We start from the raw sequence: 12,797 nt of genomic DNA, 5'->3' as shown, positions 1-12,797 counted from the left end.
TTTAGCGCATTTTCCAGACGTGAAACCGCTGCGCACTTTTACTGGAAATGCTTTAGCGACGGATGAAGGTGAGATAGGCCGAGCTGCGGCCTTCTCTTTTCGCCTTGTTCTCGTAACGCGTGCCCGGCCAGTTGGCATAGGGCGTGCGCCAGTCATCAGCGCTTGTCGCCGTCCATTCAAAGCCGCCGTGCCGGGCGCAATGCTGCAGCGTCCAGTTGACGTAAGTGTCGATGTCAGACGCAAAGCAGAACCTGCCGCCGGGTTTCAACACACGATGGAAACGGGCGAGATTGACGTCTGACACGAAACGCCGCTTCCAGTGCTTCTTTTTCGGCCAGGGATCGGGATAAAGCAGATCGATGTGATCGATCGATCCCTCAGGCAGCCAGTCGAGCAGCTGCGTCGCATCATCGTCGTAAAGGCGGATATTCATCAGTTCACGTTCGCGAACCGTGGCGAGCAGCTTGGCCATGGAATTGACGAAGGGTTCGACACCGATGAAACCCGTCTCGGGATTTTCGACCGCACGGTGGGCGAGATGTTCGCCACCGCCGAAACCGATCTCAAGACGGATCGATCGCACATCTGCCGGAAAGAGTGCGGCGAGATTTTGCGGGGGCACGCTTTCCAGATCGATTTTCAGCAAAGGCAGCAGATTTTCGATCGTATCGACCTGCTGATTGCGCAGGGGCTTGCCCTTGCGCCTGCCAAAAAACGCTTCCGTCGCGCGCGAACGCCGTTCTTCCGTCATCTCATACTCTCAAGACCAAATAGACTTAACCCGCACAGCACCCCGTGAGGCACTGTGCGGGTTACAAAACTCGGTGACGGTATCTCTCAATCGCCGCCAAATAACAAGCGCGATATCCAGTTGACGCATTTTCCGGACGTAAAACCGCTACGCACTTTTACTGGAAATGCTTAAGCGCTCAAAGCTTCCTTGAGCGGCTTCACCAGATCGAGCTTCTCCCAGGAGAAGGAGCCGTCGCGGCCAGCCTTACGGCCGAAATGACCATAGGAAGACGTCTTGGCGTAGATCGGCTTGTTGAGATCGAGATGACGGCGAATGCCCGATGGCGAAAGGTCCATGACCTTGCGGATCGCGGCCTCGACCTGATCTTCGCTGACCTTGCCGGTTCCATGCAGATCGACATAGATCGACAGCGGCTGGGCAATGCCGATTGCATAGGAAATCTGAATGGTGCACCGCTCGGCAAGACCGGCAGCCACGACGTTCTTCGCAAGGTAGCGCGCGGCATAGGCGGCGGAACGGTCGACCTTGGTCGTGTCCTTGCCAGAGAATGCGCCACCGCCATGGGGGGCGGCACCACCATAGGTGTCGACGATTATCTTACGGCCGGTCAGACCGGCATCGCCATCGGGACCGCCGATGACGAACTTGCCCGTCGGGTTGATATACCACTGGCAATCGTCAGCGATCTTCAGATCACCGAGAGCTTCGCGGATATAGGGTTCGACAACGGCGCGAACCTTTTTCGAATCCCAGCTTGCATCGAGATGCTGCGTGGACAGCACGATGGACACGGCTTCGGAAGCCTTGCCGTCGACGTAACGAACCGTCACCTGGCTCTTGGCGTCGGGGCCGAGCTTCGCCGCCTCGCCTTCGCCGCTTTTACGGGCGGTGGCCAGCAGCTGCAGGATACGGTGGGAATAATAGATCGGCGCCGGCATGAGGTCAGGCGTTTCCTTGCAGGCGTAACCGAACATGATGCCCTGGTCGCCGGCACCCTCGTCGCCCTGCTTGTCGGACGCGTTGTCCACACCCTGCGCGATATCAGCCGACTGCGGATGCAGGAGAACGTCGATCTTGGCGGTCTTCCAGTGGAAACCATCCTGCTCGTAGCCAATATCGCGGATAGCCTTGCGGGCGGCGGATTTGAACTTCGAGGGATTGATAACCGGATGGCCGGCTGCGTCCTTGAGGACCTTGCCGTCCTTGTCCTTCTTCAGCAGCGTATCGGGAACCCGAACCTCGCCCGCAATCACGACGCGGTTGGTCGTTGCAAGCGTTTCGCAGGCGATGCGCACGGTCCACGGGTCCACGCCCGTTTTGGCCGCTTCACGGTAAATGAGATCCACGATTTCATCGGAAATACGATCACAAACCTTGTCCGGATGACCCTCGGCCACGGACTCGCTGGTGAACAGATAATTGGCACGCATGCGGGATTCCCCTCAAAGAACGGTCTTCGAGTTTGTTAGTCATTTCGGCCGCGAAAAACAAGGACACAACCACATAAATATATCTTTATGTGAGAATTCCTTTCTAATCTGGCACAAAAAAACGGTCCCTGCGGACCGTTGAGTGCCCGGCATCCCGTGCCGGAAATTTTCTGCGCTGCAGGGGCCAGCCCCTACTCGGCATCGCCCTCGGCGGCGAGCGCCTTGACGAGATCGACCAGACGGCGACGGACCTTCGGGTCGGCGATCTTCACGAAGGCGCGGTTCAACTGCAAACCTTCAGCCGAAGACAGGAAGTCGACGACGTAATTGGAGCTCGAGGCTTCCGCCATGCCGGATGTACCGCCAGCCTGATCGCCGGGTGCGTCTTCGAAAAAAAAGGAAACCGGTACATTGAGGATCGCCGAGATATTCTGCAGGCGGCTGGCGCCAACACGGTTCGTGCCCTTTTCGTACTTCTGAATTTGCTGAAAGGTAATTCCGAGACTTTCACCCAGTTTTTCCTGGCTCATGCCGAGCATGGTTCTGCGAAGACGAATTCGGCTTCCGACATGAATGTCGATGGGGTTAGGCTTTTTCTTATTTTCGGTCATCATGCGGTCCTGACACTCGGATGGGTTGATATCTCGCTTCATTACTATTCGAAGAAATGAGCCGGTATTTCGACAGCAGCTAAACTTGTTTTACGACTGACGTATTCACTATGCAATTGCAGGAGTTCCCGGTCAATTCTGGCGCCGGGCAAAACTCCAGGCAGGAAATACCGCAGCGATCATCATCACGGAAAAAATCAACCAGAAATACGTCCGATGTGTGTCGTAAGTAAATGCGTCGTTTGACCCACCACTCAAAGTGGCGTCAACAATGCCCACCCGACCGTAATCCAATCCGGCAATAATGCGCCCATAAGGGTCTATAACCGCCGAGATACCCGTATTGGCACCGCGAATCACCGGCACACCCGTCTCAACCGCCCGCACCCTGGCCTGAAGAAAGTGCTGATACGGCCCAGGCGTATCACCAAACCAGCCGTCATTCGTCACGTTGAGGATCGCCGCCGAGCCAGCGAGAGCCGGAGTCATCTCACCGGGAAAAATGATCTCGTAACAGATCAGCGGATAAAAGGTCTTTCCGGATGGAAGCGTCAGGGGCGTGCGCGAAGAGGCTGCTGAAAAGCCCCCGGGCAGGGCGATGACATTATCAATGCCAAACTCCCGCAGGATACCCTCGAAGGGAACATATTCTCCAAAGGGGGTCAGATGGACCTTGTCCGTCGCGCCGATGATTTCTCCCTGACTGTCGATGGCGTAGACCGAGTTATAATAACGCGGCGGCCTGCCAGCACCCGCATCTTCCATCCTGACGGCTCCGGTGAAGAGTACCTGCCCGTCTTGCAGCGTCTTTGCGATCTCGGCCAGCGCGTCAGGATTTTGCGTCAGGATGAACGGCACCGAGGTTTCGGGCCAGACAATGATGTCGGGGCGCTTTTTGCCTTCGCCAGGAGGCAGGGCTGTCAGCCGCAGATGCTCGCCGAAAATCTCGGCGCGGTCATCATTCAGCATCTTGCGAGACTGATCGATGGACGGTTGGACAATTCTGACTGTCACCGCATCTGCCGGTGTCTCCGCGGGTGTCTGGAGGCGGTAGAAGCCATAACCCACATGGCTCGCCAGCAGCAGCGTCGCCAGGGAAAGGCCGGGCCACATGCCTTTTCTCGTGGCGATGAGCGCGGGGGAGGCGAAGATGAAAACGGCAAGCGTGGTCACACCGAAAAGACCGATCAGATGCGCCGACTGCATCATGACCGGGATCGGCATGATGCCGTAACCTATGGCGTTCCACGGAAAGCCCGTCGCCAGGAAACTGCGCAGCCATTCCGCAAATCCGAATGCGGCGGCAAGGGCGGCGATCCGACCTAGACCGTTTGACCACACAAGATTGGCCGCAGCAACCGCGAAACCGTAAAACAGCGCCAGAAAGGCCGGAAGCCCAAGGATGGCAAGCGGCAGCGCCCAGGCAAATTCGTCCGCTTCAAGCAGAAGCGCGTTGCCCAGCCACCACAGGCCAGCCACGAAATAACCGAGACCGAAACACCAGCCTATACCAAAAGCGGGAAGGATGCGGCTGAAGAGGCCGCCGCCCGGCTTGCCGGTGCAGCCATCCACGAGCCAGACCAACAGGGTGAAAGACAGGAAAAGCGCTGCGAAGAAACCGAATGGAGGCAGGGCGAGCGCTCCGACCGCGCCTGCAGCAATCGCCATCACTGCGCGGCTCATGCCGCCGGCCAGCATCACTCTGCCTGCAAGACGCTCCATGCCATCTCCGTATCATGCGCATCCGGAAACCCGCTCCAGGCAAGCCATTCCGCGAAATTTCCCTTTGTTTCGACGTAAAGGAAAAAAGATTCGCCGTCCACATCAGGCAGGGCAGATGGAGCGGGATCTCATGCCCGGGTAGTCGAACCCGCAGAATCCGGAAGATCAAACGGCGGGATCGACGGGGGCTACCCGTCTATCCTTTCAGTCCACGTTCTGCTGATGGGCGATCAACCGCGTCTCCGGCGGCGGCAATGCAATCACCTCACCGGCATCGCCGGGGGCGCGGTCATCTTCCCCTTCGGAGCCGTGATCGCGTACGATACGAACGCCCTTGATACGCCTCGTATCCGCATCGAGGATCTGAAACTCGAAACCGGGCACGGCGCGAACGACCTCGCCCTTGGCAGGAATACGGCCCAGCGCGAAGAAGATGAGTCCACCGAGCGTATCGATTTCTTCCAGATGTTCGCGCACGTCGAATTCCGGACCGATAGCCTCGGCAAGTTCGGTGAGTTCCGCGCGGGCATCCGCCACGAGCACATCGGCAGAAAGACGCGAGAACATCGCCTCGTCCTTGTCGTGCTCGTCGTCGATGTCCCCAACCACCATCTCGACGATGTCTTCATGGCTGACAAGACCGTCGGTACCGCCATATTCATCGATCACCACGGCGAGCTGGGTTCTCTGGGCCTGCATAGTCTTCAGAAGGTCGGAGGCCAACATGGACGGCGGCGCGAAAAGAATCTTGCGCACCAGCCCGGCATCGGCAACCGTCTTTTCCAGATCGACCCGCGCCAGATCGAAATTCGGCCGCGGCGACCGCGGCGCCTTCACTTCACCGTAAGCGACGCCACGCGATCCCACCCGGCGCTTGTTGCGAGCCTGTTTGGCAACATAGGCAAGCAGATCGCGGATATGGATCATCCCCTTGGGGTCGTCCAGCGTCTCTTCATAAACCGGCATGCGGGAACGTCCGGTTTCCTCAAACAGGATCAGCGCGTCACCGATCGTCATATTCTGATCGAGACCGTCAATATCCACCCGCGGGATCATGATATCTTCGACCCTGATCTCACGGAAACGGAGGATGTTGTGTAGCATCGCCCGTTCTTCGGGCGTAAAGGCGGCGCCTATTTCAGTGTCGTCCATCAGCGCATCGGTCAGATCCTCGCGCAGGCGCTCACCCTGAGACGGTTTCAGCAACCGCGCGATGCGCGACCAGATGGTCAATCTCGGTTTGGCATTGTAGTCCTGACGTAAGTGACTACTGCCCTCCTCCGAAGAGGACTGCTCGCCGTTTTCTCTGCCCTCATTGGCAGGTCGTGCAGAATGTTCGTTCATGGCTCCAGACAATATTCAAAGCGGTTCTTGACCCGCATAGGGATCAGATAGGCCAAGCACCGCCAAAATGCGAGTCTCAAGCGACTCCATTTCTTCCGCTTCTTCCTCGTCCATGTGGTCATAACCAAACAAATGCAGGAACCCATGAACGAGAAGATGGGTCAGATGATCCTCGAAACTCTTCTCAAGTTCAAGGGCCTCTCGCTCTACCGTTTCTCTCGCGACGACGATATCGCCCAGCATAGGGCCGGGCATTCCGCCCGGCTCCAGCGGAAAAGCAGGGAAAGACAAGACGTTGGTCGCCTTGTCCTTGTCACGCCACTCGGCGTTGATTTCCCGGATATTTTCATCGTCGGTGAAGACCAGCGAGAGCTCGACCGGCATTTTCGGGAAGGGTTGATCCTCTTCCCGCTTCAGAAAATCGACCGCCGCATCCAGCGTCTTTGACGCAAAGGCAGACAGGTCCTCTTCCGAGGACCAGCCTTCGGCCTCGACGCTGATTTGAATATCCAGAGCTGTCATTGTCTTTTCGTCAGTCGCCCTTCAGCAGGCTCTCATCCGGCACAGCCGTATGGGATTCATAGGCCCGGACAATGCGCGCCACCATCGGGTGACGGACAACGTCCACATCCTTGAACCGCACAACGGACACGCCTTCCACATCCGTGAGGATCTGCAGGGCTTCCACGAGGCCAGACTTCACGCCGCGCGGCAAGTCCACCTGGCTTGGGTCGCCGGTCACAATCATGCGACCGTTTTCGCCAAGGCGCGTCAGGAACATTTTCATCTGCATCGTCGTCGTATTCTGGGCTTCGTCCAGAATGACGGCGGCATTGGCAAGCGTGCGGCCGCGCATGAAAGCCAGAGGTGCAATTTCGATGACGCCTGCCTGAATGGCGCGCTCCACCTTATCACCGGGCATCATGTCATACAGCGCGTCATAAAGCGGGCGGAGATACGGATCGACCTTTTCCTTCATGTCACCAGGCAGGAAGCCCAGACGCTCACCCGCTTCAACGGCGGGACGCGAAAGGATGATGCGATCGACCGCGCCACGCTCCAGCAGCTGCGCGGCATGCGCCACGGCCAGATAGGTCTTGCCCGTGCCGGCGGGGCCAACACCGAAAACGAGTTCGGATTGTTCCAAGGCGCGCATATAGACGTCCTGCGTGGGCGTCCGCGCCGAAATGGTTTTCTTGCGCGTGGAAATCTGCGCCATGGAAATCTTCGCCTTGCGCTCCATGGTCGGCAGCGTCAGCTGGTCGTCCGCTGCGACGGCCATGCGGATCGCCCCCTCGACGTCAGAAAGCTCGACGGCGCCACCCTTCAGCAAACGCTCGTAAAGGAAATCAAGCGCGCGGCGGGCCTGATTGGTGGAGACCACATCGCCGGTGATGGCGACTGAATTTCCACGCGGACGAGCGTCGATATTGAGGCGCTGCTCCAGAAGCTTCAGGTTCTGATCGAACTGACCGAATAGCTCTCCCGCTATCCTGTTATTCTCGAACGTGAGGACGAAGTGATTGGCGTCGGTCGCGGCTTGGCGTGGCTGGCGCGATGAATTTGATACCAATTCGTGTGCGTTCAAGCGGTCAGGCTCCTGTCCCAATCAGTGTCGGCTCCCCACTCTAACTCTCTGCCACCTCGGCAAACAAGCTGTTTGGACCCGTTGCGGTGATTCGTACATTAACAATGTCACCGATTTTCAAAGTCTTTGCATCAAGATTCACGGATTGCAGCCACGGAGAACGACCTATCAACTGCTCAGTCATGCGGCCGGGCTTTTCCAGCAGCACATCCATGGTCTTTCCGACCAGCGACTCCGCAAATTCCTTCTGTTGCCGCAGCAAGAGAGCCTGCAATCTTTCCAGCCGCTCGGCCTTCACGTCTTCCGCAACCTGGTCCGTGAGGTCGGCCCCCGGCGTGCCGGGACGGGTGGAGTATTTGAACGAGAAGGCCTGCGCGTACTTCACCGTTTCGACCATCGCCATCGTATCTTCGAAATCGCGATCCGTCTCGCCGGGGAAACCGACAATAAAGTCTCCAGACATGGCAATATCAGGGCGGGCGGCGCGGATTTTTTCAATAAGCTGGATGTATTCCTCGCCCGTATGGCGACGGTTCATCGCTTTCAGAATTCGGTCCGAACCGGACTGAACCGGCAGATGCAGATAAGGCATCAGGATGCGCAGGTCGCGATGGGCGCCGATCAGGCGATCGTCCATGTCGCGCGGATGGCTGGTGGTGTAGCGAAGCCTCGCAAGGCCCGGAATTTCCGCCAGCCGGTAAAGCAGTTCGGCAAGGCCCCATTTTTCGCCCTTCGGGCCTTCGCCCTGCCAGGCGTTGACGTTCTGGCCGAGCAGCGTGATCTCACGCACGCCGGCATCGACAAGCTTCATCGCCTCATCAACAATCTGGCGCACGGGACGGGAAACCTCCGAACCGCGCGTATAGGGCACGACACAGAAGGTACAGAACTTGTCGCAACCTTCCTGCACGGTCAAAAAAGCCGTAACACCACGCGTTCGCAGCGTGGATTTCTCGGCAACCGGCAGGTGTTCGAACTTGTCCTCAACCGCGTATTCGGTCTCGATGACGCGCTCGCCTCCACGTACCCGTTTCAGTGCTTCCGGCAGGCGGTGATAGGTCTGCGGGCCGATAACGACATCCACGGCGGGCGCCCGGCGAAGGATTTCCTCGCCTTCCGCCTGCGCCACGCAGCCGGCAACGCCGATCATGAATTCCCGACCCTGCTCTTCGCGCGACTTTTTCATGTCCCGCAGGCGGCCAAGCGCGGAGTAGACCTTTTCCGCCGCCTTTTCGCGAATGTGACAGGTATTCAGCAGAACCAGGTCCGCCTCGCCCATATCCTCCGTCTGAACATAACCGTCCTTCGCCAGCGCATCGCTCATGCGGACGGAATCGTAGACGTTCATCTGACAGCCATAAGTCTTGATGAAGACCTTTCTGCTGTTTGCCCCATCGCGCGCGATGGATGCGGGCTGGCTGTTCGAACCCTCGCGGGCGATCATGGGTGGGGCGTCAAGGCCAAGCGTTTCCTGGGTCATGGCGGCTATCTAGTGTTTTTCACGGCCAGATTAAACAGAAAAATGCCGGAAAAGCTACGATCTCACGAATTCCGCCAGCCGCCGCGCAGGCTGAAGGCCAGCATTGAGCGGATGGAGGCGGCGATATCGGTCGCCAGTCGCTTGCGGTTGTCGGTGCTGTGGAACGGGACGCTGTCCCCAAATGTCACGTCGACATCGATGGCGCCCGCTTTGATGATGCCGAGCAGATGCGGCACGAGCGTGATGCTGCCCGGCCAGGCGGCGATGACGCGATGGTAGCGCCCCATCGCCATGCCATGCAGCCGCGTATAGGCGATGGCGACCGGCTGGACATAAACAAGCTTGCCCGGTACCTGTTCTGCGGCGGTGGACGCCGCACCGAAGAGCGAGGATTTGACGGCCAGCATGCGGTTTCCGTCCGAGGTGGTTCCTTCGGGAAAGAGGACAACGATCTCGCCATCGGCCATGCGGCTGGCGATCTCGCTCACCTGCATGCCGGTGCTGCGTTTCTGCTCGCGTTGAACGAAGATGCTTTTCTGCAGCCGCGCGAGCCAGCCGAAAACCGGCCAGTCGCGCACCTCGGTCTTGGCGATGAACACCACGTCGGCAATGCTGCCCAAAACGAGGATGTCTTTCCATGAGGCGTGATTGACCGCGAGCATTAACGGCTTTGCCCGCTCCACTTCCCCGTGGACATGCACGCGTATGCCGAGAACATGGCAGGCGATACGATGCCAGACGCGGGGAATGCGGCGGCGGAGCCGCCAGTCGAAGGCAAGGCCCAGCAGTTGAAGCGGCAGCAAAACAAGCGTGACGATCAGGAGTACGACCGCAATATAGGCTGTCCGCAGCCACATCATGATGGGAACGCCCGCTTGTTCACCGGCGTCTCAGTGTTCGCCAGGCTTCAATGGCACGCCGTAAAGTTCCAGCCGGTGATCCACGAGCCTGAAGCCGTGTTCGCGGGCGATCTTCTCCTGCAGAGCTTCGATCTCGGCCGAGTGAAATTCAATGACGACGCCATTCTTCAGGTCGATCAGGTGATCGTGATGCTCTTCAGGCACGGTCTCGTAGCGTGAACGGCCGTCGCGAAAATCGTGACGCTCGATGATGCCGGCATCCTCGAACAGCTTCACCGTTCTATAGACGGTGGAAATCGAGATGCGCGGGTCCACGGCGGAGGAACGGCGGTAAAGCTCCTCGACATCTGGATGGTCGGCCGATTCCTGAAGGACGCGGGCGATGACACGGCGTTGGTCGGTCATCCGCATACCGCGTTCGGCACAAAGCTCCTCCAGCGTTTTCGAAAGGTCTGTCACGTCTTATGGCCTTTTGAGAATTCCGGTTTGCGGCTTTCGCCGAAAAAATGCCTGTCGCAGGGAACTAGCGAAGATCGCGGCGCATGACAAGCGCCGTCGACTTCGTTCCATCCTTGGCGGTGTAATAGGCTTTGCGTTCCGCGACGGTTTTGAACCCGAGCTTCCTGTAAAGACCCAGAGCGGACGCGTTGTTATTATCAACTTCAAGGAACATGGTCTCTGCGCCGCGCATCATCGCCTCGCGGATGGCCGACTGCATCAAACGCCAGCCGAGACCCGCACGTGCGAACTTGTCGGCAACGGCCACGGTCAGGATTTCCGCCTCGCCCGCCACTTCCCTCGCCAGCACGAATCCACCGAGCGGCTTGCTGAAAAAGGCGTTTGTCTGCCGGGCAACGGCACCGAAAACCGATCCCTGCGTCAGCAGTCCCGAAAACTCCCCGTCGTTCCACGGGCGCGGAAAGCGCAGCGCATGCAGTTCCGCAACCGCGGCGCAATCCTCATGCTGCATCGGCACGATCTCGAAATAGGGCTTCCAGCTTAGATATTCGTCAAACATAACAGGAATCGAGAATCAGAAACATGCACTCATGCATGCCGTATCAGGCAACGTCCTGACGTGCCAGCGCAAAACCGGTTTGTGGCCGGGCATCCGGCCCACGCAGATAAAGCGGTGCCGGTTTCGGCTGCCCTTCCGGCTTGCACGCGCCAGCACGGGCAACGGAGGCAATCGGAAAGTGGTCCGGCCCGGACCCGCTTTCCTCTCCTGCAAACAGCGGCGCGGCGGAGCCGATGACGGAACCATTAAAACCGGAAAGAACACTCTTGGCGTCATCCAGAGACAGAAGCGCCGCCTCGTTGAGTGGTAATCCGTCCATGCCGAATGTCTGGAGATAGGTTTCGCCACGCTTGGCATCCAGACCGACCGCCACTGGCCGGTCGGGGTTTTGCAGCAGATGATGCAGGGCGAGCGTTTCAAGCGTGGTGACGCCGACGGCCTCGACGCCGAGCGACAGGGCGAAACCGCGCGCCGCGGCAACACCGACCCGGATGCCCGTGAAGGACCCGGGGCCGATGGTCACGGCAATACGCCCGACATTCCGCAGCGACAGTTGCGCCTGCTCCAAGCCTCCATCGATCACGGCCATAAGCCTTTCGGCATGGCCCTTTCCAATTGTTTCGCAGACTTCTCCAAGCACCCTGTCCGAGGTGCTGTCATAGATACAGGCGGAACAATCCACACCTGCGGTGTCGAGTGCGAGAACAATCATGATCTGGCTTTACAGCATTATACCGCTTCGACTTCGCGCACTTCCGGCACGAAATGGCGAAGCAGATTCTGAACACCATGCTTCAGCGTGGCGGTGGAGGATGGGCAGCCCGAGCACGCGCCCTTCATGTTCAGGAACACCGTGCCGTCGCGGAAGCCGCGGAAGGTGATGTCGCCGCCGTCCTGCGCCACGGCGGGACGGACGCGGGTTTCCAGCAGTTCCTTGATGGTGGCGACGATGGTTTCATCACCCTCTTCGAAGAACTCGCCTTCCTCATCCGATACTTCGGCCGCAATGGCAGTGCCCATGATCGGGCGTCCGGACATGAAGTGTTCCATGATCGCGCCCAGAATGGCGGGCTTCAGGTGCTGCCATTCCGCGCCGTCCTTGGTGACGGTGATGAAATCGAAACCGAAATAAACGCCGGTCACACCCGGTATCATGAAGAGGCGCTCTGCCAGCGGCGAAGCCTGGGCCTGCGACGGGTTGAGGAACTCCACCGTTCCGCTTTCGAGCACGACCTTGCCCGGCAAGAACTTCAGCGTTGTCGGGTTCGGCGTGGCTTCCGTCTGAATGAACATCGTCTGTCTCCTTCGAGGTCGCCGTTCACGCCCCGCAATTTAGAATTCTTCCAAAAAATACGCCCGGCGAAGCTACACTTCAAGCCCTGACATGATAATTACATTCAAGAAATCGTCAGACCCTGAATCTCGCCCGAAACCGGATCAGCAGAGAGCGTCGATTTCCTCATCGGACAAAGTATCCGGCAACACGGTGACGGGGATCGGGAAGGCTGCCCCTCGCCCGGCGATGGAGGAAACGAGCGGTCCCGGACCTTCCTTCGTCGATCCCGCCGCCAGAACGAGAATGGCGATATCGCGGTCTTCCTCGATCAGCCCGTGGATCTGCTCGGTGGCGCTGCCTTCGCGGATCACCGCGTCCGGCTCGATGCCGATCGTCTCGCGCACCTTCTGGGCGATCTTGGCAAGCGTGGCTTCCGCCTCCTCGCGCGCCTCGGCCCGCATGATCTGCTCGACGCCAAGCCACTGCTGGAAATCGCCTTCCGGGATCATGTAAAGCAGCACCAGCCCGCCATTGGAGTTCTTGGCGCGACGACCGGCATAGTGCACGGCCCTCTCGCATTCCGGCGTGTCATCGATAACTGCAAGAAACTTGCGACGATGCCCTTCCAGACGCGACAGCCGTTTTGAAACCATTCTGCACTCCCTAGGTCCGCCGTGATCCGTAAACCGCCCGACGGTTCGGGCGGAGATTATA

The 12,797-nt window shown here is 58.8% G+C and carries 14 protein-coding genes; all 14 read right to left on the bottom strand.

The window, feature by feature from the left end:
- Nucleotides 1-52: 52 nt before the first annotated feature.
- The 14 genes from trmB to ACZ47E_RS00130 all read right to left on the bottom strand — a co-directional run bounded on the left by trmB (nucleotide 53) and on the right by ACZ47E_RS00130 (nucleotide 12,736).
- Nucleotides 53-751: a tRNA (guanosine(46)-N7)-methyltransferase TrmB gene (trmB, locus tag ACZ47E_RS00195; RefSeq protein WP_006698911.1), complete on the bottom strand. Its 699-nt coding sequence runs from the start codon at nucleotides 749-751 to the stop codon at nucleotides 53-55.
- A gap of 170 nt (nucleotides 752-921) precedes the next feature.
- A complete protein-coding gene (gene metK / locus ACZ47E_RS00190) occupies nucleotides 922-2,184 on the bottom strand; it encodes a methionine adenosyltransferase (protein ID WP_004439623.1) in 1,263 nt (420 codons plus the stop codon).
- A 191-nt stretch (nucleotides 2,185-2,375) separates the two neighbouring features.
- Nucleotides 2,376-2,795, bottom strand: a complete 420-nt coding sequence (locus ACZ47E_RS00185; RefSeq protein ID WP_004439621.1) for a helix-turn-helix domain-containing protein — start codon at nucleotides 2,793-2,795, stop codon at nucleotides 2,376-2,378.
- A gap of 132 nt (nucleotides 2,796-2,927) precedes the next feature.
- Nucleotides 2,928-4,517: an apolipoprotein N-acyltransferase gene (gene lnt / locus ACZ47E_RS00180; protein WP_107339957.1), complete on the bottom strand. Its 1,590-nt coding sequence runs from the start codon at nucleotides 4,515-4,517 to the stop codon at nucleotides 2,928-2,930.
- A 204-nt stretch (nucleotides 4,518-4,721) separates the two neighbouring features.
- Nucleotides 4,722-5,861 carry a hemolysin family protein gene (locus tag ACZ47E_RS00175; RefSeq protein WP_022555520.1) on the bottom strand — a complete coding sequence of 380 codons (1,140 nt, stop codon included), beginning with the start codon at nucleotides 5,859-5,861 and terminating at the stop codon, nucleotides 4,722-4,724.
- A gap of 15 nt (nucleotides 5,862-5,876) precedes the next feature.
- The gene (gene ybeY / locus ACZ47E_RS00170) at nucleotides 5,877-6,383 is read right to left on the bottom strand and encodes an rRNA maturation RNase YbeY (RefSeq protein ID WP_006698908.1); all 507 of its coding nucleotides are present in this window, start codon (nucleotides 6,381-6,383) and stop codon (nucleotides 5,877-5,879) included.
- 10 nt (nucleotides 6,384-6,393) lie between these two features.
- Nucleotides 6,394-7,449, bottom strand: a complete 1,056-nt coding sequence (locus ACZ47E_RS00165; protein WP_004439610.1) for a PhoH family protein — start codon at nucleotides 7,447-7,449, stop codon at nucleotides 6,394-6,396.
- Nucleotides 7,450-7,489: 40 nt separating this feature from the next.
- Nucleotides 7,490-8,929, bottom strand: a complete 1,440-nt coding sequence (gene miaB / locus ACZ47E_RS00160; RefSeq protein ID WP_022555517.1) for a tRNA (N6-isopentenyl adenosine(37)-C2)-methylthiotransferase MiaB — start codon at nucleotides 8,927-8,929, stop codon at nucleotides 7,490-7,492.
- A gap of 62 nt (nucleotides 8,930-8,991) precedes the next feature.
- Entirely contained in the window at nucleotides 8,992-9,789 is a 798-nt protein-coding gene (olsA, locus tag ACZ47E_RS00155) for a lyso-ornithine lipid O-acyltransferase (protein WP_045532949.1), read from the bottom strand.
- A 30-nt stretch (nucleotides 9,790-9,819) separates the two neighbouring features.
- Nucleotides 9,820-10,248, bottom strand: coding sequence for a Fur family transcriptional regulator (locus ACZ47E_RS00150; protein WP_004439602.1), 429 nt, complete (start codon nucleotides 10,246-10,248; stop codon nucleotides 9,820-9,822).
- Between the two features lie 64 nt (nucleotides 10,249-10,312).
- A complete protein-coding gene (locus tag ACZ47E_RS00145; RefSeq protein WP_006698905.1) occupies nucleotides 10,313-10,807 on the bottom strand; it encodes a GNAT family N-acetyltransferase in 495 nt (164 codons plus the stop codon).
- A 43-nt stretch (nucleotides 10,808-10,850) separates the two neighbouring features.
- The gene (tsaB, locus tag ACZ47E_RS00140) at nucleotides 10,851-11,519 is read right to left on the bottom strand and encodes a tRNA (adenosine(37)-N6)-threonylcarbamoyltransferase complex dimerization subunit type 1 TsaB (protein ID WP_174150621.1); all 669 of its coding nucleotides are present in this window, start codon (nucleotides 11,517-11,519) and stop codon (nucleotides 10,851-10,853) included.
- A 17-nt stretch (nucleotides 11,520-11,536) separates the two neighbouring features.
- Complete coding sequence (locus ACZ47E_RS00135; RefSeq protein ID WP_006698903.1) at nucleotides 11,537-12,100, bottom strand: NifU family protein; 564 nt, start codon at nucleotides 12,098-12,100, stop codon at nucleotides 11,537-11,539.
- Between the two features lie 144 nt (nucleotides 12,101-12,244).
- The gene (locus ACZ47E_RS00130; RefSeq protein ID WP_278067180.1) at nucleotides 12,245-12,736 is read right to left on the bottom strand and encodes a universal stress protein; all 492 of its coding nucleotides are present in this window, start codon (nucleotides 12,734-12,736) and stop codon (nucleotides 12,245-12,247) included.
- Nucleotides 12,737-12,797: the final 61 nt, after the last annotated feature.

The sequence above is a fragment of the Agrobacterium sp. 5Ca39 genome (genome assembly GCF_055382365.1).
This window is presented reverse-complemented; position numbering and strand designations above follow the sequence as displayed.

What these genes read in the sequence shown, in the direction of transcription:
- trmB (WP_006698911.1), bottom strand. Translation starts at nt 751, where the DNA reads ATGACGGAAGAACGGCGTTCGCGCGCGACGGAAGCGTTTTTTGGCAGG.
- metK (WP_004439623.1), bottom strand. Translation starts at nt 2,184, where the DNA reads ATGCGTGCCAATTATCTGTTCACCAGCGAGTCCGTGGCCGAGGGTCAT.
- ACZ47E_RS00185 (WP_004439621.1), bottom strand. Translation starts at nt 2,795, where the DNA reads ATGACCGAAAATAAGAAAAAGCCTAACCCCATCGACATTCATGTCGGA.
- lnt (WP_107339957.1), bottom strand. Translation starts at nt 4,517, where the DNA reads ATGGAGCGTCTTGCAGGCAGAGTGATGCTGGCCGGCGGCATGAGCCGC.
- ACZ47E_RS00175 (WP_022555520.1), bottom strand. Translation starts at nt 5,861, where the DNA reads ATGAACGAACATTCTGCACGACCTGCCAATGAGGGCAGAGAAAACGGC.
- ybeY (WP_006698908.1), bottom strand. Translation starts at nt 6,383, where the DNA reads ATGACAGCTCTGGATATTCAAATCAGCGTCGAGGCCGAAGGCTGGTCC.
- miaB (WP_022555517.1), bottom strand. Translation starts at nt 8,929, where the DNA reads ATGACCCAGGAAACGCTTGGCCTTGACGCCCCACCCATGATCGCCCGC.
- olsA (WP_045532949.1), bottom strand. Translation starts at nt 9,789, where the DNA reads ATGATGTGGCTGCGGACAGCCTATATTGCGGTCGTACTCCTGATCGTC.
- ACZ47E_RS00145 (WP_006698905.1), bottom strand. Translation starts at nt 10,807, where the DNA reads ATGTTTGACGAATATCTAAGCTGGAAGCCCTATTTCGAGATCGTGCCG.
- tsaB (WP_174150621.1), bottom strand. Translation starts at nt 11,519, where the DNA reads ATGATTGTTCTCGCACTCGACACCGCAGGTGTGGATTGTTCCGCCTGT.
- ACZ47E_RS00135 (WP_006698903.1), bottom strand. Translation starts at nt 12,100, where the DNA reads ATGTTCATTCAGACGGAAGCCACGCCGAACCCGACAACGCTGAAGTTC.
- ACZ47E_RS00130 (WP_278067180.1), bottom strand. Translation starts at nt 12,736, where the DNA reads ATGGTTTCAAAACGGCTGTCGCGTCTGGAAGGGCATCGTCGCAAGTTT.